Raw genomic sequence first — 24,433 nt, forward strand, 5'->3', positions numbered from 1 at the left:
GAGTACTCTTTGAGCCTTTCGAAATTGTGACCGGTGATGCTCGGTTTTGGAGTAGGGCAATGATTCAAACCGAAAGTATGCTCGACGTAGCAGACAATAGTGGTGCACGCCGCGTACAATGTATTAAAGTACTTGGTGGTTCACACCGTCGTTATGCTTCAGTTGGCGATATTATTAAAGTTACTGTAAAAGAAGCAATTCCACGCGCACGTGTTAAAAAAGGTGACGTGATGAATGCTGTAGTTGTTCGTACAAAGTTCGGCATCCGTCGTCCAGACGGTTCAGTTATTCGTTTCGACGATAACGCAGCTGTTATTTTGAACAACAACAAAGCTCCGATTGCTACTCGTATCTTCGGACCAGTGACTCGTGAACTTCGTACTGAACAGTTCATGAAAATCATTTCATTGGCTCCTGAAGTTCTATAAGAGGCAATCATGGCTAAGATTAAAAAAGGCGATCAAGTAATTGTGATCGCAGGTAAAGAAAAAGGCAAACAAGGTATCGTTTTGTCAGTTTCTGAAGATCGAGTTAAGGTCGAAGGCCTTAACTTAGTGAAGAAGCATCAAAAGCCAAACCGTGTAACTGGCGCTGAAGGCGGCATCGTTACTCAAGAGGCTACGCTTCATATTTCAAACGTGGCAATTTTTAATGCTACAACCCAAAAGGCTGACCGTATTGGTTACCAAGTGATTGATGGCGCGAAAACTCGTGTTTATAAATCAAATGGTGAATCAGTGGCGGTAGCGAAGTAATAGGTTGAAAAGGCAATGGCCAGACTTAAAGCACGTTACAACGACGAACTTAAAGCAAAGTTACAAGAAGAACTTAGCGTTAAGAATGTGATGGATATTCCTCGCATCACAAAAATCACCCTTAACATGGGTGTAGGCGCAGCTGCGACTGATAAGAAATTATTAGATGGCGCTGTTGCTGATATGCAACTCATTGCTGGTCAAAAACCAGTTGTGACACTTGCTCGTAAATCAATCGCTGGTTTCAAAATCCGTGATGGTTGGCCGATCGGTTGTAAAGTTACTTTACGCGGCGACCAAATGTACGAATTCTTGGATCGTTTGATCTCGATCGCAATCCCTCGTATCCGTGACTTCCGTGGTTTCTCTTCGAAATCATTTGATGGTCGTGGTAACTACTCTATGGGTTTAAAAGAGCAAATCGTTTTCCCTGAAATCGATTTTGACAAGATTGATCGTATCCGTGGTTTAGACATCACTATTACGACAACTGCTCGTAGCGATGACGAAGGCCGTGCGCTTATGCGTGCATTCGGCTTCCCGTTCAAATAAGAGGTCGATATGGCTAAGAAAGGTATGATTAATCGCGAATTGAAACGCGAAAAGACAGTTGCTAAATACGCTGCAAAACGTGCTGAATTAAAAGCAACGATTGCTAATGTAAATGCAAGTGACGAAGAGCGTTTCGAAGCGACATTAAAGTTACAGGCATTGCCACGTAACGCATCTCCAGTACGTCTTCGTAACCGTTGTGGTTTAACTGGTCGTCCTCATGGTTACTTCCGTAAGTTCGGTTTAAGCCGTAACAAATTACGTGACACAGTAATGCAGGGTGATGTACCAGGCGTTGTTAAGGCAAGCTGGTAAGGAGCGACTAAATGAGTATGCAAGATACCGTTGCCGACATGCTAACACGTGTTCGTAACGCACAAATGGCTAAGAAACAAACTGTTTCTATGCCTTCTTCTAAGTTGAAAGTTGCTATTGCAAACGTACTTCAACAAGAAGGTTATATTTCAAATGTAGAAGTTGCTTCTGAAGAAACAAAATCTACTTTGACAATTACTTTAAAATATTTCGAAGGCAAACCAGTTATCGAAACCGTTAAGCGTGTAAGCCGTCCAGGTCTACGTCAATATCGCGGTAAAGATAAAATTCCTAGCGTTAAGCAAGGTTTAGGTATTGCAATTGTTTCTACAAGCAAAGGCATCATGACTGATCGCGCTGCACGTGCTGCGGGCGTTGGTGGTGAAGTTATTGCTTTTGTTTCTTAATAGGTGATTCCTCATGTCTCGTGTGGCTAAAGCCCCAGTAACTGTACCTAATGGTGTAACAGTTACTCAGAACGGCCGGCAGGTCGAAGTGAAAGGCAGCAAAGGTACATTGTCTTTCAACCTGCATGCGCTGGTCGAGCTAAAACAGGAAGAAGGTAAACTTCAACTTGCTCCAGCTAAAGAGTCGAAAGACGCTTGGATGCAGGCTGGTACTGCTCGCGCTGTATTAAACAACCTTGTAAAAGGTGTTAGCGAAGGCTTCGAACGTAAGTTACAGCTTGTTGGTGTTGGTTATAAAGCTGCGGTTAAGGGTACTTCTGTAAACCTTAACCTTGGTTACTCACACCCGATTGACTACGCTTTACCTGAAGGTGTAACAGCGGAAACTCCAACTGCTACTGAAATCATTTTGAAGTCAGCAAACAAGCAGTTGTTAGGTCAAGTGGCAGCGGAAATCCGTGCATACCGTTCTCCTGAACCATATAAAGGTAAAGGTGTTCGTTATTCGGATGAAGTTATTCTTCGTAAAGAAGCTAAGAAGAAATAAGGCGCGAGGTTCTTATGAACGAAAAGAAACAAACCCGTTTGCGTCGTGCGAAAAGCACACGCTTGCACATTCGTGCATTGGGTGCGACTCGTTTGTGTGTAAACCGCACGCCGCGTCACATCTATGCGCAAGTTATTTCAGCAGATGGTGGAAAAGTTTTAGCGCAAGCTTCAACTTTAGATGCATCTTTACGTAGCGGTACTACAGGTAATGTAGATGCAGCTACGAAAGTTGGTGCTTTGATCGCAGAACGTGCTAAAGCAGCTGGTGTTACCAAAGTTGCATTTGACCGTTCTGGTTTTAAATATCATGGTCGTATCAAAGCCTTGGCTGATGCTGCTCGTGAAGGCGGCTTGGAGTTCTAATCATGGCGAAAGTTGAACAAAACGAAGGTCTCGTTGAAAAGCTGGTTGCCGTTGATCGTGTAGCCAAGGTTGTTAAAGGTGGTCGTATCTTCTCTTTCACAGCATTAACTGTTGTGGGCGATGGTAATGGTCGCGTAGGTTTTGGTCGTGGTAAAGCACGTGAAGTTCCAGCTGCTATTTCTAAAGCACTTGAAGCTGCTCGTCGTAACATGATTACTGTAGACCTTGCGGGTACTACTTTACAACACCCTGTGAATGCTCGTCATGGCGCAAGCCGTGTATACATGCAACCTGCTTCAGAAGGTACTGGCGTAATTGCTGGTGGCGCTATGCGTGCTGTTCTTGAAGCTGCAGGTGTACATAACGTACTTGCTAAATGTTATGGTTCTACAAATGCTGCTAACGTAGTAAACGCAACTTTCAAAGGTTTGCGTGATATGACTTCTCCTGAGAAAGTCGCTGCGAAACGTGGTCTTTCAGTAGAACAAATTCAAGGGTAATCAATCATGAAAACGATTAAAGTTACCCAGACTAAATCTTCTTCGCATCGTTTAAAAAATCATAAACTTTGCCTTAAAGGTTTAGGTCTGCGTCGTATTGGTCATACTGTAGAAGTGCAAGATACGCCTTCTAACCGTGGTATGGTCAACAAAGTTTACTATATGGTTAGTGTAGAGGAATAAGCCATGACTCTGCGTTTAAATGAACTTGCACCTGCAGAAGGTGCTAAGCGTGATAACCGTCGTTTAGGCCGTGGTATCGGTTCTGGCGTTGGTAAGACTGGTGGCCGTGGTGTCAAAGGTCAAAACTCACGTAAAAGTGGTGGTACTCGTCCAGGCTTTGAAGGCGGTCAAACTGCGTTATATCGTCGTTTGCCTAAATTCGGTTTCACTAGCCAAATCGCTTTGAAAACTGCTGAAGTACGTTTGTCTGAGTTGAATAAAGTTGAAGGTGATGTTGTTAGCCTTGAAACTTTAAAAGCTGCGAATGTTGTTCGTCGTGACCAAATTCGTGCTCGCATCGTTCTTTCTGGTGAAATCACTCGCGCATTCACTGTTAAAGGTGTTGTGTTGACTAAAGGCGCTAAAGCTGCTGTTGAAGCTGCTGGCGGTAAAGTCGAGGAGTAATCTCGAGTGTCTATGACTCCTAGTTCTTCAGGTCATGTAAACATGATGAAAGGCCAACCATTTCATGTGAAATACCGTGAAATTATTCGTCGATTAATGTTTTTGATTGGCGCGTTATTGGTCTTTCGACTAGGAGCGCATATTCCGTTGCCGGGGATTGATAATGTAGCGCTAGCACAGTTTTTTAAAGCTAATGAAGGTACCTTCTTAGGTTTATTTAACATGTTCTCTGGTGGTGCATTAGAACGCATGTCGATTCTGGCGTTGGGGATTATGCCGTACATTTCTGCATCGATTATCGTGCAGTTAATGTCTACGGTAGTTCCTTCGCTAGAAGCTTTGAAAAAAGAAGGCGAGCAAGGCAAACGTAAGATCAATCAATATACGCGTTACGGCACCTTATTTCTTGCACTCGTGCAAGGTGTAGGGATGTGTGCTGGCTTGATTAGTCAAGGTATTACCTTAACGTCAGGCCTAGCATTCTACGTTCCAGCAGTAACTTCGTTAGTTGCTGGGACGATGTTCTTGATGTGGTTGGGCGAGCAAATTACTGAACGTGGTGTTGGTAATGGTATCTCGATGATCATTTTCGCAGGTATTGTGGCAGGTTTGCCAAATCTTGTGATTCAGTCGTTTACGTCTGTACAGAATGGTCAGGGTAGCTTAATTGGTTTAGCTGTATTCGGTTTACTCTCATTAGCCGTTTTAGCTGCGATCGTGTTTATTGAAAAAGCACAACGTCGTATCCCAGTGAACTACGCACAAAAACAGCAAGGTCGTCGTGTATTTACTGCACAGCAAACACATTTGCCGTTAAAAATTAACATGGCAGGTGTAATTCCAGCGATTTTTGCAAGCTCATTGTTATTATTTCCAGCGAGCTTGGGACAATGGTTAGGAAGTGCTGATCCAAATGCAGGGATTGTGAAGCGCAGCCTACAAGATCTGGCATTGGTGTTATCGCCTGGACAGCCGTTGTATTTAATGCTCTTTGGCGCGTTAATTATCTTCTTCTGTTATTTCTATACTGCGCTAGTTTTTAGCCCGAAAGAAGTTTCAGAGAATTTAAAGCGTAGCGGGGCATATGTGCCTGGTATCCGCCCAGGTGAGCAAACGGCTCGTTATTTAGATCATATTCTTAACCGTTTGACCTTCATTGGTGCAATTTACATTACTGTAGTGTGTTTAATGCCTATGGTATTGCAAAGTTCGTTTGGTATTCCATTCCATTTGGGTGGAACATCTTTATTGATTGTCGTCGTAGTCGTAATGGACTTTATGGCGCAACTCCAAGCGCACCTTACTTCGCATCAATATGATAATCAAACGTTAATGAGAAAAACGACTGCTCATCCTAAGGGATAAGCGCACTTAGAAGGTTTCATCATGAAAGTACAAGCTTCTGTAAAGAAAATTTGTGGTAGCTGTAAAGTTATCCGTCGTAATGGGGTTATTCGCGTAATTTGTAGCGCAGAACCTCGTCATAAGCAGCGTCAAGGTTAATTTAATTAAGACCTGTTGATTTCAGTAGGCTAATTAGGTTATTATCCGCCCCTCAAGATTTTTGTGGGGCGGTTGATTATCTTGACTGCCTTTTTGGAGAAAATTGAATGGCTCGTATTGCCGGTGTAAACATTCCGGATAACAAGCATGCTGTTATCTCTCTCACGTATATTTTTGGTGTAGGTCGCCACACTTCTAAGAATATCTTAGCTGCTGTTGGTATTGCTGAAACTACAAAAATCCGTGAATTAGATGATGCTCAGCTTGATGCGATTCGTGCAGAAGTTGCTAAGGTTCCGACCGAAGGTGATTTACGTCGCGAAATTTCCATGAACATTAAACGTTTAATGGATTTAGGCTGCTACCGCGGTCTTCGTCATCGTCGCAGCTTGCCTGTCCGTGGACAACGCACCAAAACTAACGCACGTACCCGTAAAGGTCCGCGCAAACCGATTAAGAAATAAGATTTCTGGAAGCTAAAAGATGGCTAAAGATACTCGCGCACGCAAGAAGGTCACTCGTACCGTCTCTGAAGGTGTCGCACACATTCACGCTTCTTTTAATAACACCATTGTTACGATTACCGATCGTCAAGGTAATGCATTGGCTTGGGCTACCTCAGGTGGACAAGGCTTCCGTGGATCACGTAAATCAACACCGTTTGCTGCTCAGGTAGCTGCTGAAGTTGCTGGTAAAGCTGCTTTAGATTACGGTTTGAAAAACTTGGACGTCCTTGTAAAAGGTCCTGGTCCTGGTCGTGAATCTGCGGTTCGTGCATTAGGTGCAGTGGGTTATAAAATTAACAGCATTACCGATGTGACTCCAATTCCGCACAACGGTTGCCGTCCACCTAAAAAACGTCGCGTGTAAGGAGAAACATTCATGGCTCGTTATATTGGTCCAAAATGCAAACTCTCTCGCCGCGAAGGGACAGACCTGCAATTAAAATCTGGCGTTAAACCGTTTGACGTTAAGACTAAAAAACATGCTAAAGCTCCTGGCCAACATGGCGGAGCTCGTGGTAGCAAACAATCAGAGTACTCACTACAATTACGTGAAAAACAAAAAGTACGTCGTATGTACGGTGTGTTAGAGCGTCAATTTAGTAACTACTACAAAGAAGCTGCTCGTGTGAAAGGCGCAACAGGTGAAAACTTGTTGAAATTGCTTGAAAGCCGTCTTGATAACGTTGTTTATCGCATGGGTTTTGGTTCTACACGTGCAGAAGCTCGTCAGTTAGTATCTCACCGTAGCATCACTTTGAACGGTCGTCGTGTTAACATTGCATCTATCCAAGTTAAAGCTGGTGATGTAATTGCAGTACACGAAGGCGCTAAACAACAATTACGTATTAAAAACGCAATTGAATTAGCTGCTCAACGTGGTATCCCTGCTTGGATGGAAATTGACCATTCTAAGTTAGAAGGTACGTTTAAAGCTGCACCAGATCGTTCTGATTTACCTGCTGAAATCAACGAAAGCTTGATTGTAGAATTGTATTCTAAATAATCCTTGAGGTAGCAATAAATGACGCGTACTGCAAACGAGTTTCTAACTCCGCAAGCGATCAAGGTCGAAGCGGTGAGCGGGACCTCGGCAAAAGTGATTCTGGAACCTTTAGAGCGTGGCTTTGGTCATACTCTAGGTAATGCTTTACGTCGCATTCTATTGTCTTCTTTACCTGGCGCTGCTGTGGTTGAAGTAGAAATAGAAGGTGTCGAGCACGAGTACAGTACTTTAGAAGGCTTGCAGCAGGACATCGTCGAGCTCTTGCTGAACCTAAAAGGATTGTCTATTAAGCTGTTCGATCAAAACGAAGCATATTTGACATTAGAGAAACAAGGGGCGGGTGACGTAACTGCAGCTGATCTTCGTTTACCTCATAATGTTGAAGTGGTTAACCCTGATCATTTAATCGGTACTTTGAGTTCTACAGGTTCATTGAAAATGCGCCTTAAAGTTTCTCAAGGTCGTGGTTATGAAACATCTGACTCACGTTTCCCTGAAGGTGAAACACGTCCTGTAGGTCGTTTACAGTTAGATGCTTCTTATAGCCCAATCAAGCGTGTTTCATACACAGTAGAAAATGCTCGTGTTGAACAACGTACCGATCTTGATAAGTTAGTGATTGATCTTGAGACTAACGGAACTGTTGATCCAGAAGAAGCAATCCGCAAAGCGGCAACAATCTTGCAACAACAAATTGCAATTTTTGTTGACCTTCAGAAAGATCAAACTCCTGTTGCTCAAGAGCCTCGCGAAGAAGTTGACCCAATCTTGCTTCGTCCAGTAGATGATCTCGAGCTAACTGTTCGTTCTGCTAACTGTTTGAAGGCAGAAAATATTTACTACATTGGTGATCTTGTTCAACGTACTGAAGTTGAGTTGTTAAAAACTCCTAACTTAGGTAAAAAATCGTTAACAGAGATCAAAGATGTTTTGGCTTCGAAAGGTTTACAACTCGGCATGCGTTTAGAGAACTGGCCACCAGCTAGTCTCCGTATGGATGACCGTTTTGCCTATCGTAGCCGTTAATTAAGTAGGACTATCACCATGCGTCATCGTAATAGTGGTGTGAAATTAGGCCGTACCAGCAGCCACCGTAAGGCGTTGTTCCAAAATTTAACAAATGCTTTAGTTGAGCACGAGTTAATTAAAACAACTTTGCCTAAAGCGAAAGAACTTCGCCGCGTTGCTGAGCCTTTAATCACTTTGGCAAAAAACGATACAGTAGCAAACCGTCGTTTAGCGTTTGCTCGTACTCGTTCTGCAGCAACTGTTGGTAAATTATTTACCGTTCTTGGCCCTCGTTACAAAGAACGTAACGGCGGTTATCTTCGTGTTCTTAAAGCGGGCTTCCGTGCAGGTGATGCTGCACCGATGGCTTACGTTGAACTCGTTGACCGTGAAGTAAAATAATACTTCTACGTGTAGAACAGTCAGTTGTTCCAAAAAAGGCCGGTGTAATAACCGGCCTTTTTTATTTATCTTTTTAATTAATCTGTGTTTGGCCAACTGGTTGATATGCTAAATTAAGTCGCGTTCTTATAAAAATTCAAATAGACAAGTATGCTAAATATTGAGATTAAAATTCTAAGTGTGAATGAGCTGAATGACTTTAGAACGATCAGGCTTTCAGCTTTAGCAAAAGCCCCTGAAATGTTTGGTTCTACTTATCGTATAGAAGTAGTGAAGCCCTTAAGTTTCTTTGAAAATTGCTTATCTAGTTCAACAGTTTTTGGCGTTTACTACAACGATAAAATTATTGGTTTAGCGACTTTAACGCGAGAGGTCGCAACAAAGCTTGCTCATAAGGCTTATTTATCAAGTGTATTTATTGAACCTGAATTTCAAAGACAGGGGGTGGCAGATAGATTACTCACGACTGTTATTGAACATAGCAAAGAATATCTAGAACAAATTTTACTTATTGTCGCTGATGATAATCAGCCAGCAATTAAGCTATATCAAAAGTTTGGCTTTCAAACTTATGGAGTGGAATCAAAAGCATTAAAAAATAACGCAGAATATACGGATGAGATTTTGATGAAGCTATTTTTATTCTAGGATATAAATGGCATTTTCTATTTGAAATTAAAGCTACGATCTAAAATTGCTAATACATCTATTTCTACATCATCTCTTATCCTGAGCTTTTTCCTTAAAAGTTGTCTCCCTCTAGGTATTGAATAAAGCATGTTTATAAGTATTCAGTGAGTACAGATAATTTTATTCATCTACGAAAGCAAACCCTCTACTGAACGAAATCCAAGCAGAAATCTCAGGATTTTTTAGCGCTCTTTTTTCTAAAAATGTCCCGAAGTGATATGAAAAAACCGATGAATGACCAAACTTGACATTGCGTATTGTCAAATTTGTGCTTTAATAAAGTCATGGTTTATACAGGGTATAAAAAAAATGGAAAAGCAAGTTGATGTATTAATTATTGGTGCAGGTATCTCTGGGATTGGGCTAGCTGTGCATCTCTCAAAGAACTGTCCACAACGTAAATTCGAAATCTTAGAACGTCGTGATAGCTTCGGTGGGACTTGGGATTTATTCCGTTACCCTGGTATTCGTTCTGACTCGGATATGTCAACATTTGGTTTTAATTTTAAACCATGGGCAAAAGACAAAGTATTGGCAAGCGGTGCTGAGATCAAGGGCTATTTAAGCGATGTGATCAGTGAAAATCAGTTAAAAGATAAAATTCATTTTGGTCATCGTGTCCTTTCTGCAAACTACGATTCTGCAAAGAAAAAATGGGCTGTTGAAATTGAAGACAGCAACAAGAAAAAGCAAACTTGGTCAGCAAATTTTGTGATGGGTTGTACGGGCTACTATAACTATGATCAAGGTTATGCACCGAAATTCCCGAAACAAGAAGATTTCAAAGGCCAATTGATCCACCCTCAGCACTGGCCTGAAAACTTAGATTATACTGGCAAGAAAGTGGTGATTATTGGTAGTGGTGCAACCGCAATTACCCTTGTTCCTTCAATGGTGAAAGGTGGTGCAGGGCATGTGACCATGTTACAGCGTTCTCCTTCTTATATTGCGACGATTCCTTCAATTGACTTTATTTATGAAAAAACCCGTAAATTTATGTCTGAGGAAACCGCTTATAAATTTACCCGTGCACGTAATATTGGTATGCAACGTGGTATTTATGCATTGGCACAAAAATATCCGAAAACTGTTCGTCGCTTATTGTTGAAAGGCATTGAGTTACAGTTGAAGGGTAAAGTAGATATGAAACACTTTACACCGAGCTATAACCCTTGGGATCAACGTTTATGTGTCGTGCCAGATGGTGACTTATTCAAGGCGTTACGTGAAGGTCAGGCAAATGTTGAAACAGATCAAATTGAGAAGTTCACTGCCAATGGTATCCAGTTGAAGTCTGGTAAACACCTTGAAGCTGATATTGTGATTTCAGCGACAGGTTTGGAAATCCAAATCTTGGGTGGCGTAAAAGGTACAATTGATGGCAAGCCAATGGATACCTCACAACACATGCTGTATCAAGGTGTGATGGTCAGTGATGTACCTAATATGGCGATGATCATTGGCTATATCAATGCATCTTGGACATTGAAAGTTGATATTGCTGCGGATTATATCTGTCGTTTGCTGAACCATATGGATAAAAATGGCTATGATGAAGTCATTGCCCATGCAGATCCAGCATTGCGTGAACAAGATACCATTATGGGTAAAATGTCTTCTGGTTATATTGCTCGTGCAGCAGATGTGATGCCAAAACAAGGTAAAAAAGCACCGTGGAAAATCACCAATAACTACCTTGCAGATCGTAAAGAATTAAAAGATGCATCATTCAACGATGTCGTTCTACAATTCCATAAACGTGGTGAGCAAGTCGATCGTAAGCCAAAGCTAGTGTCGTAATTATTTATTGAGTTTCTTGAAAAACCCTATGCATAAGCATGGGGTTTTTTTATTTGCAATCAGGCTTTAAATTCGATCAATATCGCGTATATTGAGCACATTAGAAAATTTTGATTAGGGATAATACGATGAAAAAAATCATCATCTTAGGGACATTATTATTCAGTACATTGGTGTTTGCCGATGACGTAAAACAAAAAGAAGCGATTGCGCAAAAACTGGTATCCGTTGATGGTACCGAGCAAGGACTACAAAACACCGATAAAATGATTTTAGAGCAAATTCGTATGCGTTTGCCAAAAGACTTACCCGAAAGTTTTTATACCGATTTGAGCAAAAATCTGAATAGTGAACAGCGTAAGCAATTTATCGTGCAACGTTATGTGGAAAGTTTTAGCCAGAAAGAGTTACAAGCTGCATTGACCTTTTATCAATCTGTAGAAGGCAAGGCTTGGGCAAAGAAAGCCAGTGATGTTGGCAGTGAAGTCGCACATTTCACCACACAGAATGCACGTACTGCACTGAATACCACCATGCAACAATATATTGAGAATCCAAAAGTTAAGCAGCTGATGGCAAGAATGAATCCGCAGCCCGTTCAAACGACTGAAAAACCTGAATCAAAATAAATAACAAAGGGATCGTGCATCGAGCACGATCCCTTTGTTATATTGCTATTTAGAGGGTGCGGGATATGAGTTCTTTCATAATTTCATTGGTACCTGCATAAATACGATTGGCACGGTTATCGATATAAGCACGGGCAATTGGATATTCCAGCATATAACCATAACCACCATGTAGTTGTAAGCAGTCATCTACAACTTTTGAGAACATGTCAGAAATTTTGTATTTGGCAGCGGCTGCCGCATCCACACCTAAGTTTTCTTCAAGCTGTAGTTCCATACAGCGATCGAGATAGGTGCGACAGAAATCAATTTCAGTACGCAATTCCGCCAGTTTAAAACGAGTATTTTGGAAGGTACTAATTGCTTTGCCGAATGCTTTACGATCTTTGGTGTATTGCACGGTATGTGCAAAGGCTGCTTCAGCACCTGCTTGACAGATAATCGCAACCAGCATACGTTCCCAAGCGAGCTCTTTCATCAACATGATAAAGCCCATGCCTTCCATACCTAGTAAATTTTCTTTCGGCACACGGACATTATCAAAGAACAATTCACAGGTATCTTGGCCTTTCATCCCAATTTTGTTCAGTGGTTTACCTTTGCTGAAACCAGCACGATCCGCTTCTACAATGAGTAAAGATAAGTTTGCTGAGCCTTTTTCATTATTGCCTGTTTTACACACCACAATGGCCATGTCGCAAAGATAGCCATTGGTAATAAAGATTTTAGAACCATTGATGACATATTCATCGCCATCTAATACGGCTGTCGTGCGAACTGCTTGTAGGTCAGAACCTGTACCAGGTTCAGTCATCGCAATAGCTGTGACGGCTTCGCCTGTTGCCATTTTTGGTAACCAGTGTTGCTTTTGCTCTTCATTGCCGAAGTTATTGATATAGTTGGCAACGATATCTGAATGTAAAGAAAACCCCGTACTTGAATCCATGGCATAGGCTTGTTCTTCGATCAGAATCATACTGTAAAGACGATCGACACCTGAACCACCGTATTGTTCAGGCATTGTTGTACAGAGTAGACCAAGTGCACCTGCCTTATTCCATAAGTCACGATCTACATGTTGTTGTTTCTCATATTTTTCAATATTTGGAACAACTTCTTTCTCATAGAATTTACGCACGGTTTCACGGAATGCTTCGTGGTCTGAAGTAAACAGTTTGCGTGGCAGCATGTTTGGAACTGGACGAATAGCACCTGATTGCATTTGTTATTTTTCCCTAGTGTGTTGGATTTAAATCATCTTCATCACCATACAAGAAATTGAAAATAGTGAACAATGTGATCAATGCTCAATTTGATTGATGTATTTGGTCACTTGAGAAAAATCTCTCAGAACTTCATTGGGGAGATCGGGTACACTATGGGAAAATTGTTGCATTGCGGAGCCAATAATGTCTGATGAAATGACACTGGAAGAGCGTAAGGTTGTGTATCGTGCGCGTCGCGGTTTAAAAGAAATCGATGTGTATTTTGATCCTTATGTTAAAAACCACTACCTGACAGCTGATATTGCTGAAAAGGCATTATTTGCCGAGTTGGTTGATCAAGAAGATCCAGATTTATTGGATTGGTTTATGGAGGTAGGGGAACCACCTCGTGCAGAATTAAAAGATTTTATTTTAAAATTAAAACACTATGTCCATGGCTAATGGTGTTTTCGAGCTGCAACGCAGTCGTTTTGCGATGATATTGCAGCTCTTGATTTTCATTGCCATTCTTAGTTTAACCTATTCCTTACTTGTCTTATGGATTTGGCTACTGTGCTTTGGCATGATGGGCTTTGCTTGGTTTTTATTTTTGAAACGACCTCAAATTATATGTTTTGAATACTTGGATCATCAAGAATGTTCATTCGAATTTTATGACCCCAAATTAAAGATCCAGCGTAGACAGATCATTAAAATACTAGATCAGCAACTTTATATCGCGCTCTATTTTTCTCAGAAAAAGCATAAAAATTGCATTATTTGGTGGGATCAATTGTCACATTCGCAATGGAAAAAGCTAAAATTACGCGCAAAACTGGGATGATTGTTCGACAATTCTACAACTGTATAAAATTAATAAAAATATAAATTTCAATAAATTAATTAAAATTAAGGTTTGTCTTGTTTAAATTGTTAGATTAAATACTCTAAAAAATAGTGAAAATTATGATTGTCAGACAATCTGGCGATCAAGTCCGATTTATTTTCGTTAAAGTACAAACACCAACGTAAAGGGTGGTGGAGGTCCTAAATGGAAATTCCAACATGGTCGTTTCTGGTGGTCGCAATCATTTTTGCGATTGTAGTAGGAAGAGCAGGAACTTTACTCAGGGAATTTCTTGAATCACGTCAAGTTGTCGTGACCAAGAGAAAGAGATTGAAAGTGTCATCAATATATCACTCTCCCGTGAATATCGATGGTGAACGCCAATCTAGTATCTATCAAAAGTAGATACGTAAGTGTAGGAGGTCTCTATGGAGATTTCAATGTGGATGTTTCTAGTAATTGCAATCGTTATGGCGATTGTTGTAGGAAGAGCTGGAACGTTACTCAAGGATTATTTTCAACAAAACTAAAATATAAAGAGTTTCACGATTTTACCAGTTAATAAGTAGCATGTGCTGAACCGTCGCAATGCTACTTTTTTTTGCCTGAAATTTCTGTTCAGCCGCTTAAGTGTCAATTCATTCCTCTGTGATTTGTGTCAAAATGTCTAGGTTAAAATTAGAGCAATTACTCTTTAATTCAGGTTATGCATCTGATAATGTACAGCTAAAAGGAAAAAACAAATTATTAGAGGGACAGGAAGTATGTCTAAACTCCAAAAAATTGGACAAGGTGTAGCGGTTGCTGTATTGACAACATCAATGCTATCAGGATGTTCATATGTGATTAAAACGGGTGCGAATGTCGCACTTGGTTTTGGTGAAAACCATATTGTTCCACCAATTTTAGCAATGGATGACGCTGAAATGGTGTGTAACTCAGGGAATGCTTTAACCCCTGCCGTGATGTCAACCAAAGATATGGGTGCTGACCCAACCCGCATGGCGGTATTGTTATATACCGCAGCGGGCGTTTGTGCTGAGAATCAAGCTTTAGAAGCAGAGTTGCGTTACTTACGTGCGTCTAAAGCAGGTCAGGTTTCAGAAGCACAAGATGCGCGTATTGAACAGAAACGTTGGGCAGGAATTGCTGCTGAACGTCAATATGCAGGCTATCAGCTGTTTGCGAATCGTTGGGAAACTAAATACAAATATAAGTTGGGCGACTCATGCCCAACCATGCGTAATGATCTAGATCAAACCGTTTATTTACTTGGTATGGTGAGTGGTTTACAAGCCATGACCAACGATATTAACTCTGGTGGTGCGATCAATGTACCTAAAGATATTGCAGGTATTGTTGAACGCGGTATGGCGTGTTTAGACAATGAGAAATTCTGGGGTGCGCCAATGGCAACCCGTGCAGTCATCTGGACCTTATTACCAGGTGCGGGTGACGGTAAGCCTGAACCGTATGCCACCATGAAGCAGTCTATGGCCATTGGTGAGAAGAAGGGTGTTCGTTTAGCACATGCTTTATATGCCGTTGCCGCACAGGCCAGTGGTGATGATGCCAAGCTACGCGATGCTTTCCGTTCATATGCTGCGGCAACAGGTGAAGATAAACCAGCAAATCCACAGTTCCGATTGATTGATAAAATGGCCGGTTTGATGGTTCGTGGTATCGCAGATCGTTATTGGACTGAAAATACAGGTGTAAGAGCCAGTGACGAAGGCTTAACTTCATTCTGGGATGACAAACAAGAAAGCTCAGCTGAGTTGGATTCATTGTTTGACGGCGGTGAAGCAGCACCTGCGCAGGATCAAGCTGCACCAGCATCAGACCAGGCGGCACCAGCACAAGAAACTCCAGCGGAGTAACCTGAATTAAACGACCTTTTACAGATGAACTATCTAAACTTGTAAAAGGTCTGTTTTTTTAGGAGGCGGTCAGCCTATGAAAGATCAAATATGGGTAAGTAAAATTATTTTGATTGCGATATGTATTTCCATATCGGCTTGTCTACAAGTTTTTGCTGATCATTTTATTTATTGGCGTCCAAGTTTACTCACCGAGTTTTGGCGCTTATGGACTGCGCATTGGGTTCATGTAGGATGGGTTCACTTTCTACTGAATATGATGGCTTTTGCCTGTTTACCTTTTATTTTTCCTCATGTTCGCAATTGGCATTTAGGTGCATTATTGCTCGTGTTACCTCCCTTTATTAGTTTAATTTTTTATTTCTACCTACCTTATATTGATGCTTATGCTGGGCTTTCAGGGGTCTTGCATGGTCTTTATGCTGCAGTCGGTGTGGTGTATCTGCAATATAAGAATGAGCGAAAATTTGCAATTTTGGTCTTAGCCTTGATTGCGGCAAAACTGATTTGGGAGAATACCTTTGGGCAAACAGGGACTGCTCAATTAATTGGCAGTCCAGTCCTGACCGAAGCACATTTGATTGGTGCGATTGGTGGACTGCTCTGTGGTTTAGGTTATTTACTGATAAAAAAGATAAAAACGACAACAACATGATCATTTGATTAAGACGCTTAATAATAATTCAGTGGGTACAGAGGGATTGGTTATACAGGGAATAAATGTATTCTCTATCAACCATGTACATTGCAAGATTCAGCATCTTCGGAGGGGTGTTGATCACAATAAACTGGAATAGATATGCAGCATAATCAACAGAAAAAAACTGGATTAGGTCTATTGAGTTATATTTGGACCGAGTGGATATCAACCTTTGTTATCCTTTTCTTATTACTCATGACACTGATTATTGGTACTGGAGAGATGATCCATGGTCAGTTATTACGTATGGGCGAACGTTTATATGGTGATCCTGCGATTGGAATGCAGTATTCATTCCTTCGTGCCGAACCAGAAAAACCCACCTGTGACCGAAATCCCAATATCGATGCACAAGTTCAAGAGCAGATGCGGATTAATGCAGCCGATGAATTTGCCAGTATGTTTGGCGTGGCTTCGGAATCAGATGTACGCGCTTCCTTGATGGCAGCACAGCAGCAATGTGATGAAAAATATCAATTTTATGATAAGGCAATGACGCATATCGAGGCACACCCGAGTGTGCGGACCTATCGTCAGATTGAAACCAGCTTCTTTGGCATCTTTAAATTTGGTACAGAAAACCGTGCTTTATTTTTGGTGATTATGGTGGTATTTGCGGCCATCAGTGCCACATTAAAGACCCATCATATCGGTTTACGCAGCCCAGCGACGAAAATTGATTTCCGTATCTATAGCATTGCGATGCTGATTGGAAATGCTTTATTGACCTCATCGGTGATGAGTCAATATCGATCTGTGATGAACTCTGGTGTTCCGATCAGCCCAGAAATGACGCTGATTTATTGGTTATGGATGATTTTATTTGCGGTACTGACCTTGATTAGTCTGTATCAGTTGATTAAGTCGCCTACGCCAACCCGAGAAGGGGGGAGTGTTGGTTTAGCCTTCCTAAGCGTGCCACTTTATGCCTATATGGCGATTATCACGGGAGTTGCTTTTACCTTCTTTATGGCCTATCCAATGGGGCAAGGGATTTACTTAGGGCAGTTGGTCGAGTTCTCGAATATTTTCTTAAATCTGGCCTTGTTTATTTGGGCGGGGATGTTGTTAAAACAGACGCGCATTGTGGATTTATTCTTAAATATTCTGCGACCTTGGAATCTCGCCCCTGAAACATTAACCTGGTTAATCTTAATTGCTGCGGCCTTGCCGACCGCCTACACTGGCGCGTCAGGTATTTTCGTCATTGCAGCAGGTGCAATTATTTATAAAGAAGTCTGGAATGCAGGTGGACGTCGCCAATTTGCTTTGGCTGCAACTGCACTGTCAGGTTCACTTGGGGTGGTGCTTCGTCCATGTCTATTGATCGTGGTTGTAGCGTCATTAAATAAAGAAGTGACCACTGACCTGCTATATAAATATGGCATGTACACCTTCTTGTTAACCTCAACTTTATTCTTGGTGATTGCGCTGTTTTTTGCCGAACAGAAATTTAGAGTTGCACCACTCAAAATCGCCTTACCTAAGTCGTTACGTGCATTTGTGCCAGTATCACCTTATATCGTGATTTTTATTTTGATCTGGCTGTTCTATAAACATGCTTTGGCCACAGATCTGAATGAATTTACTGCACCTGTAATGATGCCAGTGATTTTATTATTGATGGTGCTTTTTGATAAGTTGCGCAAAGAACCTGCACCCTTAGCACCCGTTGGGCATTGGGATAGTACTTTGAACAGTTACATCATTCCTGCGGATGGTTCTCAACCTGCTGCGCCGATCAACCCTGCAGATGATCCGCGGAATCCTGTGCGCCGTGTTTCTTTCGGTAAAGCATTACATGCATCGACCAGTGAGACGGTTGGACATATTGGGGCTTTGGTGATCCTCATGGCACTTTCAGTGAGTGTCGGTGGTTTCCTTGAGCAGATTCATATCATGGAAACTTTCCCGCAAGATATTAACAGCACCTATGTGGTGATCACGCTGATCGTGCTGCTGATGATTTTTGTGGGTATGATTATGGACCCATTTGGGGCAGTGATTTTAATTACTGCAACCGTTGCGCCCGTGGCTTATCAGTATGGGATTGATCCTGTGCACTTCTGGATGATTGCATTAATTGGTTTTGAACTGGGGTATGTCACGCCGCCAGTTGCATTGAATCATTTATTGGCGAGACAATCGATAGGGGATGCAGAAGTGGCCGAAGCAGATGCAGAAGTTCGTCATCTGTCCTTTTTCTATCGCTATGAACGCTGGATTTTACCGTTACTGGTGATGGTGCCTGCAATTCTGATCATTGCCTATGTCCCTTATAGCTTTAAATTATTTGGCTGGTATAGCTAGCGAAGCTTAAAGAAAAAATAAGCACCTTAGGGTGCTTATTTTGTGCAGAAGTAAATACTATTGAACTCTGGTTATAGTAGTGAATATCGAGTGAACCAATAACTATAGGTGAATTTAGACTAGCGCTGATTATTATGTGATTAAAATAACATTTTGAGATCGAACCAGTTATGCTATAAATAGACGGAAAAGATGGAGTAGCCTGCTTTAAGATCGGATTCATCTTTCTAAAGGGCAGCTGTAAAAAGGCAATTTGGGGCGCGAAATTTGTAATCAGCAGAGTGATAAAAATGGAGAGCGCTCGAGAGAACAGATAAATTGATAAAAACAACCAACAAAAAAGTGATTGCAGTCATTCTTTTTTATAAAAGTTTGCTGCAAATTTAAGCGGTTTAAAAGGGATTGGTGATTCAAAGGGTAAATTCATTTATCTATCAACCAAGGACAGCGCATGATTCAACATCTTTGGATGGATGTTGATAACAATAAATTGGAATAGACATGCAAAATGATCAAGAGAATAAGACTGGATTAGCCCGATTAGGCTATATCTGGAATGATTGGATATCAACCTTCATTATTCTTGCTTTGTTGCTAATGACGTTGCTTATTGGTACAGGCGAAATGATTCACGGTCAGATGCTTCGTATGGGGGAGCGTCTTTACGGTGATCAAACAACAGGGATGCAATATTCGTTTTTACGTGCGGAACCTGAAAAACCATCTTGTGATCGACATCCAAACATTGATGCACAAGTTCAAGAGCAGATGAAAGTCAATGCTGCCGATGAATTTGCAAGTATGTTTGGTGCGGCTTCTGAAGCTGATGTTCGTGCGTCTTTATTGGCCGCACAGCAGCAGTGTGAAGAAAAATACCAATTCTATGATAAAGCAATGAAGCACTTGGAAGCGCATCCAAGTATTCGTACTTATCGTAAAGTTGAAACCACTTTCTTCGGGATCTTTAAATTAGGTTCTGAAAACCAAACTGTTATTTTATTAATCATGGTGTTGTTTGCTTCAATTACAGCATCTTTGCGTTATCACCACATTGGTTTACGTGCACCAAAAACTAGAATCGACTTCCGTGTCTATTCGGCATTGATGGTTGCGGGTAATGCTTTACTCAGTTATTCGGTAATTAGCCAATACCATTCAGTATTGAATTCTGGGGTTGAGGTTGCGGGTAAAACGGCAGTTTTGTATTGGTTGTGGATTGCACTATTTGTGTCACTGACCATTATCAGTATTTTCCAATTCATCTTTATTCCGAAAACAGCACAACCGAAGGGTAACTTTGGTTTAGCGCTACTGAGTGTTCCTCTGTATGCGTTTATGTCTTTGGTAACAGGGATTGTATTTACCTTCTTCATGGATTATCCAATGGGGCAAGGGATCTACTTAGGTATCTTGGTTGAGTTCTCAGGTATTTTCTTAAATCTGGCCTTGTTCATTTGGGCAGGTATGTTACTGACCCAAACACGCGTGATGGATTTATTCTTAAATATCTTACGTCCGTGGAACTTGGCGCCAGAAACCTTAACTTGGTTAATCTTGATTGCAGCAGCGATTCCAACAGCATACACAGGTGCTTCGGGTATTTTCGTTATTGCAGCGGGTGCAATCATCTATAAAGAAGTCTGGAACTCGGGTGCTCGTCGTCAATATGCCTTAGCTGTATCGGCAATGTCGGGTTCTTTAGGTGTGGTGATTCGTCCATGTCTATTGGTTATCTTGATCTCGATGCTCGACAGCCGTCATGTGACATCGACTGAATTATTTGATCATGGTATCTATGTCTTCTGGTTAACGGCCTTCATCTTCCTGGGTGTTTCTCTGATCCTTGCAGAGGAAAAGTTCCGTGTGAACTCACCTAAAATCGCTGTACCAGGGATGTTACGTGCATGTGTGCCTGTGATCCCGTATATCATCATTGGTTTTGCTGTGGTGATGTTCTATAAGCTTGCTTTAGATACGTCAATCAACGAATTTACTGCACCAATGATTTTACCGTTGGTGTTGATTGCAATGATCTTGTTTGACAAGTTATTTGCCTCAAAACTTGCACCTGCACCAGTGGTGGATGCGAAGCATGAAGCATTGGTTCGTGAACATGAGAAAAAATCAGAATTCTTGAAATCGCATGATCCACACAGTAGTAAGAGCTTTGGTTTTGGTGGAGCATTACGTTTTGCAACATCAGAAACAGTTGGGCATATCGGTGCATTAATTCTATTAATGGCATTGTCTGCAAGTGTCGGTGGCTTAATCGAACGTGCGGAAGTGGTTGAGTTATTGCCAGCGCACTTGGGCAATATCTATATTTCTCTTGCCTTTATTGCGTTGTTACTTGCGATTATTGGGATGACAACAGATCCATTTGGTGCGGTGATCTTAGTTGCTGCAACCGTTGCACCGGTTGCTTACGAGAATGGTATTCATCCGATTCACTTCTGGATGATCGTATTGGTGGCATTCGAATTGGGTTATGTAACACCGCCTGTTGCCCTGAACCACTTGCTGACGCGACTCTCCGTCGGGGATGAAGAGGTCTCGGCCGCCGATAAGGAAGCGAAAGAGAAATACACCAGTTTCTACTTCCGATATGAGCGTTGGTTATTGCCGATTATCGTCTTGTTCTCATCGTTGGTGTTGGTGACCTATGCGCCGTATATCTTCCAAATGTTTGGTTGGTATAAGCATTAACAATTGAAACTAAAAAAGCACCTACGGGTGCTTTTTTATTATTATTTTATTGAAGGAGTGAATCCATGAAAGCATTGAGTCAGGCAGAGTATCAGGCAACTTTTTTCCCTCCTATGTTAGATGTCACGGAGAGTGCGGAGGAAATTGTAGATTTATGGGGCTATGCTGATCCTGTGATTGAACAGCTGTATCACTCCTGTACTGCATGGGAATGGTCTGTGAAACATATTTATGAAAGCGGGGACGGGCAATTCCAGCATCTTAATATTCCAGTGCCCTTAGATAACACCTATCTTGTTATCGTTGTCGATAAGCCAAAACGGGAAATTCTAGGTCATTATGTACTGGACTTGCACCCTTATCCAAAGCATTGAGCTTACAGTACTGACTTTTTTGACTTTGATCGTTTTATCAATGGACTACATAAAAAAATCGCTGAGAGAATAATGCAAAAACCAATCAAGCTATATAAATCAGGCACTTCATTCCATAGTAAAAAGCCCCAAAGTCCTGCAAAAATAATCGCAATATAGTTGACGGGTGCAATCTGTCCAGCAGGGGCAAGACGGTAGGCATGAGACATAAAAATCTGGCTGACATTGGCCAGTACACCTGCACCAATCAAAAATAATAATTCCTGTAAATGATAAGGTCGCCATACCCAAAACATTGGAATCACAGATAGCAAAGAACCAATCAAGCAGAAATAAAATACGATCCGTTCAGGGGGTTCAGTTTGGGTGAGGGCGCGTACGGTGACAAAGGCCATCGATGCTAATAAACTCGAACTGATGCCAACGATTGAAATCCAGTTCAATAAACCTTGATCAGGCTTAGCCACACAGAACACTCCAATAAAGCCGAGTCCTGCGGCACAGAGCATCGCCGTGGTGATTTTTTCTTTAAGAAACAGCCAAGCAATCAATGGAATAAAAATGGGGGAAGAATAGGTAAACACCATGGCATTGGAGAGTTTTAAATGTGCAATGGCATAGAAAAAACCATACATGGCAGCAAGCCCAACAATACTACGCCAGGTATGCATCCACAGTTTTTCTGTTTTTACAAACTGGGTTCCTTGCTTGAAGATAAAAGGTAAAAACAGGATCAGGCCCACCACATTGCGGAAAAACACAATGGTATAGTTATCTACAGTATGTGAAGCGTAACGAATACAAATGCCCATCACAGAAAAAAGCAGCGCAGAAAGAGTAAGGCAACCAATCGCCATCATCAGGTTGCGATTGGTGGGTTGAGCATCCATAGCGATTCGGGTATTGGGAGATTGCGCTTATTTTATGCTGCTGTGAGGATGAAAGGAATGAGATTCTTCACTCAATCTATGCTCAGGGCACTCAACTCAATGTGTCAGAGAATTGTTTAAGATAGTCACTCGGTGTCATGCTGGTTTCACGTTTAAACATGGCACTAAAGGCACTGGGGCTGTCATAGCCCAAGTCCAAGGCCACATTTAAAACCGGTTTGTTCAGGGCCAAATCAATCATGGCTTGCATCAGTTTGGCTTGACGAACCCAATGGGAGAAATGCAATCCCGTCTCTTTTTGAAAATGTCGTCCCAACGTTTTACTGCTGATATGCAGTTGTTCAGCTGTATCTTCCAGATTCCAGTTGAAACTAAGGTTGTTCTTGATTTGCTGACAGAGTGATTGTAGGCGTGGGTTTTGAGGGTCTGGCAAATTAAAGGCAAGAGCTGGTAATACCCGAACTTCGTCTAAAATCAATTGCAACAGTCTTTCATCGCGACTCATGGGCTGGATCGCTGCTTTAATGTCCATTGCACTACTCATCAGCTCCCGTAGTAAAGCAGGAATGGCAACAACCCGACATCCGGAACTCAGATGGGTTTGTGCTGAGGTTTCTATAAAAATCCCTCGGGCTTTGACATCACCGCTACTGAGTAAGGCATGTGGTTTATGTGCAGGAATCCATACGCCACGTCCAGGTGGGGTAATCCAGATGCCTTCGTGGGTTTGTACTCGAATCACACCTGATAGGGTATGAATCAGCTGGATTCGATCATGGCTATGCCAGTCCTCAATATGGCCATGGGGGTAGTTTTCTGAAAATGCATAGACTGGATAATTTACAAATCCATGTTCAAAGTTTTTCCCCATGTGTGCAATGTCCAAAAATAAGTTGTCTATTTCTCGATAGTAATCGTCTTATTGTCGAGAAACAATGAGTTGATTATTTTTTAGCATGATCGATACCGCAATGTAGAGGTCTAGCCTATGTTTCAGAAAGCTTATTTTTATCCCTTATTCGCGATTTTATTTTGGGCGGGCAATGTCGTGGTATCTAAAATGGCCAGTCATGCCATTTCGCCTGTCGCGATTACGTTTTATCGTCTGGTGTTGGCGCTCGCCGTGATGAGTACCTTTGTGCTGATTCCCGTCTGGAACAATCGACACACCATCAAGCAGTATTGGAAACAGTTGGCATTGGGTGGTTTTCTGTCCGTGTCTCTATTCCAGTTCTTGTCTTATCAGGCTGCATCCACCACCACAGCCACCAATATGGCGATTGTCACCGCCTTGATTCCTTTACTCACCATGATCTTAAGTAGTGCGATGCTGAAAGACCGGCTGAGCTATGGCATGTTGTTCGGAGGTGCTTTATCTTTTTATGGCATCTTGTATTTGCTGAGCCATGGTTCAATTACCGATATCTGGAAGCAAGGCGTACATTTGGGTGATGGTTTGATGCTCATTGCGGCGGTAGGCTATGCCTTATATGGTGTGTTACTGAAACGTTGGAAAATGCCGATCCCTGCCTGGCAATCTAATTTTGTGCAATCCAGTTTTGCGATTGTTTATGTATTGCCATTTTTTATATTTTTGCCCGCTTCGCAGATGCAACTGAACCAACAGACCATTCCACTGATTGTCTACGCCAGTATTTTCTCCTCAGTATTGTTGTCGTATTTATGGATAGAGGGGGTGAGACATTTAGGACCGAATCGAAATAGTATTTTTATGAATCTATTGCCCTTATTTACGGCATTGATTGCGGTGGCTTTGCTGGGAGAACATTTACAGATGTTCCATTATATTGGCGGTGGTTTAACCTTGCTGGGGATTTTGATTGCTCAAACCCTTCAGAAACCAATTCAACTAAGATCAGCGTCCAAACAGGTTCTGGATTAAAGATGCTGG

The 24,433-nt window shown here is 41.8% G+C and carries 32 protein-coding genes; 29 read left to right on the plus strand and 3 right to left on the minus strand.

The annotated features are described in order from the left end of the window. Window positions 1-59 precede the first annotated feature (59 nt). The 20 genes from rplN (at window position 60) to A7P54_RS14905 (ending at window position 11,609) form a co-directional block, all read left to right on the plus strand. Window positions 60-428: a 50S ribosomal protein L14 gene (rplN, locus tag A7P54_RS14810; RefSeq protein ID WP_004657680.1), complete on the plus strand. Its 369-nt coding sequence runs from the start codon at window positions 60-62 to the stop codon at window positions 426-428. 9 nt (window positions 429-437) lie between these two features. After that, window positions 438-755 carry a 50S ribosomal protein L24 gene (gene rplX, locus A7P54_RS14815; RefSeq protein ID WP_004804115.1) on the plus strand — a complete coding sequence of 106 codons (318 nt, stop codon included), beginning with the start codon at window positions 438-440 and terminating at the stop codon, window positions 753-755. Window positions 756-770: 15 nt separating this feature from the next. Next, complete coding sequence (rplE, locus tag A7P54_RS14820) at window positions 771-1,307, plus strand: 50S ribosomal protein L5 (RefSeq protein WP_004804116.1); 537 nt, start codon at window positions 771-773, stop codon at window positions 1,305-1,307. A gap of 9 nt (window positions 1,308-1,316) precedes the next feature. Continuing rightward, window positions 1,317-1,622: a 30S ribosomal protein S14 gene (gene rpsN / locus A7P54_RS14825; protein WP_004641050.1), complete on the plus strand. Its 306-nt coding sequence runs from the start codon at window positions 1,317-1,319 to the stop codon at window positions 1,620-1,622. Window positions 1,623-1,633: 11 nt separating this feature from the next. Further along, a complete protein-coding gene (rpsH, locus tag A7P54_RS14830) occupies window positions 1,634-2,029 on the plus strand; it encodes a 30S ribosomal protein S8 (protein ID WP_004804117.1) in 396 nt (131 codons plus the stop codon). Between the two features lie 13 nt (window positions 2,030-2,042). After that, window positions 2,043-2,576 (plus strand): 50S ribosomal protein L6, encoded by a 534-nt coding sequence (gene rplF / locus A7P54_RS14835; protein WP_004804118.1) that lies wholly within the window; start codon window positions 2,043-2,045, stop codon window positions 2,574-2,576. A gap of 14 nt (window positions 2,577-2,590) precedes the next feature. Further along, complete coding sequence (rplR, locus tag A7P54_RS14840; protein ID WP_004775881.1) at window positions 2,591-2,941, plus strand: 50S ribosomal protein L18; 351 nt, start codon at window positions 2,591-2,593, stop codon at window positions 2,939-2,941. A gap of 2 nt (window positions 2,942-2,943) precedes the next feature. Further along, window positions 2,944-3,441, plus strand: coding sequence for a 30S ribosomal protein S5 (rpsE, locus tag A7P54_RS14845; RefSeq protein ID WP_004657688.1), 498 nt, complete (start codon window positions 2,944-2,946; stop codon window positions 3,439-3,441). A gap of 6 nt (window positions 3,442-3,447) precedes the next feature. Further along, the gene (gene rpmD / locus A7P54_RS14850; protein ID WP_004804119.1) at window positions 3,448-3,624 is read left to right on the plus strand and encodes a 50S ribosomal protein L30; all 177 of its coding nucleotides are present in this window, start codon (window positions 3,448-3,450) and stop codon (window positions 3,622-3,624) included. 3 nt (window positions 3,625-3,627) lie between these two features. Further along, complete coding sequence (gene rplO / locus A7P54_RS14855) at window positions 3,628-4,068, plus strand: 50S ribosomal protein L15 (RefSeq protein ID WP_004804120.1); 441 nt, start codon at window positions 3,628-3,630, stop codon at window positions 4,066-4,068. 45 nt (window positions 4,069-4,113) lie between these two features. After that, window positions 4,114-5,433: a preprotein translocase subunit SecY gene (gene secY / locus A7P54_RS14860; protein WP_171061115.1), complete on the plus strand. Its 1,320-nt coding sequence runs from the start codon at window positions 4,114-4,116 to the stop codon at window positions 5,431-5,433. A gap of 21 nt (window positions 5,434-5,454) precedes the next feature. Further along, on the plus strand, window positions 5,455-5,571 hold the full coding sequence (rpmJ, locus tag A7P54_RS14865) for a 50S ribosomal protein L36 (RefSeq protein ID WP_000867907.1): 117 nt from the start codon (window positions 5,455-5,457) through the stop codon (window positions 5,569-5,571). 107 nt (window positions 5,572-5,678) lie between these two features. Further along, window positions 5,679-6,035 (plus strand): 30S ribosomal protein S13, encoded by a 357-nt coding sequence (gene rpsM, locus A7P54_RS14870; RefSeq protein ID WP_004804122.1) that lies wholly within the window; start codon window positions 5,679-5,681, stop codon window positions 6,033-6,035. Between the two features lie 19 nt (window positions 6,036-6,054). Beyond that, window positions 6,055-6,441: a 30S ribosomal protein S11 gene (rpsK, locus tag A7P54_RS14875; protein ID WP_004281491.1), complete on the plus strand. Its 387-nt coding sequence runs from the start codon at window positions 6,055-6,057 to the stop codon at window positions 6,439-6,441. 12 nt (window positions 6,442-6,453) lie between these two features. Then, complete coding sequence (gene rpsD / locus A7P54_RS14880) at window positions 6,454-7,080, plus strand: 30S ribosomal protein S4 (protein ID WP_004657698.1); 627 nt, start codon at window positions 6,454-6,456, stop codon at window positions 7,078-7,080. An 18-nt stretch (window positions 7,081-7,098) separates the two neighbouring features. Then, a complete protein-coding gene (rpoA, locus tag A7P54_RS14885) occupies window positions 7,099-8,106 on the plus strand; it encodes a DNA-directed RNA polymerase subunit alpha (protein WP_004804125.1) in 1,008 nt (335 codons plus the stop codon). Between the two features lie 18 nt (window positions 8,107-8,124). Further along, complete coding sequence (rplQ, locus tag A7P54_RS14890; RefSeq protein ID WP_004641032.1) at window positions 8,125-8,490, plus strand: 50S ribosomal protein L17; 366 nt, start codon at window positions 8,125-8,127, stop codon at window positions 8,488-8,490. Window positions 8,491-8,640: 150 nt separating this feature from the next. After that, the gene (locus A7P54_RS14895) at window positions 8,641-9,138 is read left to right on the plus strand and encodes a GNAT family N-acetyltransferase (RefSeq protein ID WP_171550030.1); all 498 of its coding nucleotides are present in this window, start codon (window positions 8,641-8,643) and stop codon (window positions 9,136-9,138) included. 351 nt (window positions 9,139-9,489) lie between these two features. Beyond that, complete coding sequence (locus A7P54_RS14900; protein WP_004804131.1) at window positions 9,490-10,980, plus strand: NAD(P)/FAD-dependent oxidoreductase; 1,491 nt, start codon at window positions 9,490-9,492, stop codon at window positions 10,978-10,980. 128 nt (window positions 10,981-11,108) lie between these two features. Next, on the plus strand, window positions 11,109-11,609 hold the full coding sequence (locus tag A7P54_RS14905; RefSeq protein ID WP_004804133.1) for a DUF2059 domain-containing protein: 501 nt from the start codon (window positions 11,109-11,111) through the stop codon (window positions 11,607-11,609). Window positions 11,610-11,658: 49 nt separating this feature from the next. On the opposite strand, the gene A7P54_RS14910 is transcribed toward A7P54_RS14905, so the two are convergent. Beyond that, on the minus strand, window positions 11,659-12,831 hold the full coding sequence (locus A7P54_RS14910; RefSeq protein WP_171550031.1) for an acyl-CoA dehydrogenase family protein: 1,173 nt from the start codon (window positions 12,829-12,831) through the stop codon (window positions 11,659-11,661). 187 nt (window positions 12,832-13,018) lie between these two features. Here A7P54_RS14910 and A7P54_RS14915 point away from each other — a divergent pair, with 187 nt between their 5' ends. From A7P54_RS14915 to A7P54_RS14950, 8 genes are all read left to right on the plus strand, one after another. Next, window positions 13,019-13,276, plus strand: a complete 258-nt coding sequence (locus A7P54_RS14915) for a succinate dehydrogenase assembly factor 2 (RefSeq protein WP_004804137.1) — start codon at window positions 13,019-13,021, stop codon at window positions 13,274-13,276. After that, window positions 13,269-13,658: a hypothetical protein gene (locus A7P54_RS14920; RefSeq protein ID WP_171550032.1), complete on the plus strand. Its 390-nt coding sequence runs from the start codon at window positions 13,269-13,271 to the stop codon at window positions 13,656-13,658. The genes A7P54_RS14915 and A7P54_RS14920 overlap by 8 nt, the downstream gene beginning before the upstream one ends. Before the next feature lie 207 nt (window positions 13,659-13,865). Continuing rightward, window positions 13,866-14,066 carry a hypothetical protein gene (locus A7P54_RS14925; protein WP_004804140.1) on the plus strand — a complete coding sequence of 67 codons (201 nt, stop codon included), beginning with the start codon at window positions 13,866-13,868 and terminating at the stop codon, window positions 14,064-14,066. 359 nt (window positions 14,067-14,425) lie between these two features. Beyond that, window positions 14,426-15,541, plus strand: coding sequence for a hypothetical protein (locus A7P54_RS14930; RefSeq protein WP_004804142.1), 1,116 nt, complete (start codon window positions 14,426-14,428; stop codon window positions 15,539-15,541). A gap of 76 nt (window positions 15,542-15,617) precedes the next feature. Further along, window positions 15,618-16,196 (plus strand): rhombosortase, encoded by a 579-nt coding sequence (gene rrtA / locus A7P54_RS14935; protein WP_004804143.1) that lies wholly within the window; start codon window positions 15,618-15,620, stop codon window positions 16,194-16,196. A 144-nt stretch (window positions 16,197-16,340) separates the two neighbouring features. Next, the gene (locus A7P54_RS14940) at window positions 16,341-18,551 is read left to right on the plus strand and encodes a TRAP transporter large permease subunit (protein ID WP_171550033.1); all 2,211 of its coding nucleotides are present in this window, start codon (window positions 16,341-16,343) and stop codon (window positions 18,549-18,551) included. A 501-nt stretch (window positions 18,552-19,052) separates the two neighbouring features. Next, complete coding sequence (locus tag A7P54_RS14945) at window positions 19,053-21,257, plus strand: TRAP transporter large permease subunit (protein ID WP_004804146.1); 2,205 nt, start codon at window positions 19,053-19,055, stop codon at window positions 21,255-21,257. Between the two features lie 65 nt (window positions 21,258-21,322). After that, window positions 21,323-21,631, plus strand: a complete 309-nt coding sequence (locus tag A7P54_RS14950) for a hypothetical protein (RefSeq protein WP_171550034.1) — start codon at window positions 21,323-21,325, stop codon at window positions 21,629-21,631. Window positions 21,632-21,633: 2 nt separating this feature from the next. On the opposite strand, the gene A7P54_RS14955 is transcribed toward A7P54_RS14950, so the two are convergent. Together A7P54_RS14955 and A7P54_RS14960 are read right to left on the minus strand one after the other, a co-directional pair. After that, the gene (locus tag A7P54_RS14955) at window positions 21,634-22,521 is read right to left on the minus strand and encodes a DMT family transporter (RefSeq protein ID WP_171550035.1); all 888 of its coding nucleotides are present in this window, start codon (window positions 22,519-22,521) and stop codon (window positions 21,634-21,636) included. A 91-nt stretch (window positions 22,522-22,612) separates the two neighbouring features. Next, window positions 22,613-23,392 carry a helix-turn-helix transcriptional regulator gene (locus A7P54_RS14960; RefSeq protein ID WP_171550036.1) on the minus strand — a complete coding sequence of 260 codons (780 nt, stop codon included), beginning with the start codon at window positions 23,390-23,392 and terminating at the stop codon, window positions 22,613-22,615. Between the two features lie 117 nt (window positions 23,393-23,509). Between A7P54_RS14960 and A7P54_RS14965 the strand changes: the two genes are divergently transcribed. After that, a complete protein-coding gene (locus A7P54_RS14965) occupies window positions 23,510-24,424 on the plus strand; it encodes an EamA family transporter (protein ID WP_004804150.1) in 915 nt (304 codons plus the stop codon). Window positions 24,425-24,433: the final 9 nt, after the last annotated feature.

This window comes from Acinetobacter sp. Ac_3412 (assembly GCF_013072675.1).
Lineage (GTDB): Bacteria > Pseudomonadota > Gammaproteobacteria > Pseudomonadales > Moraxellaceae > Acinetobacter > Acinetobacter higginsii.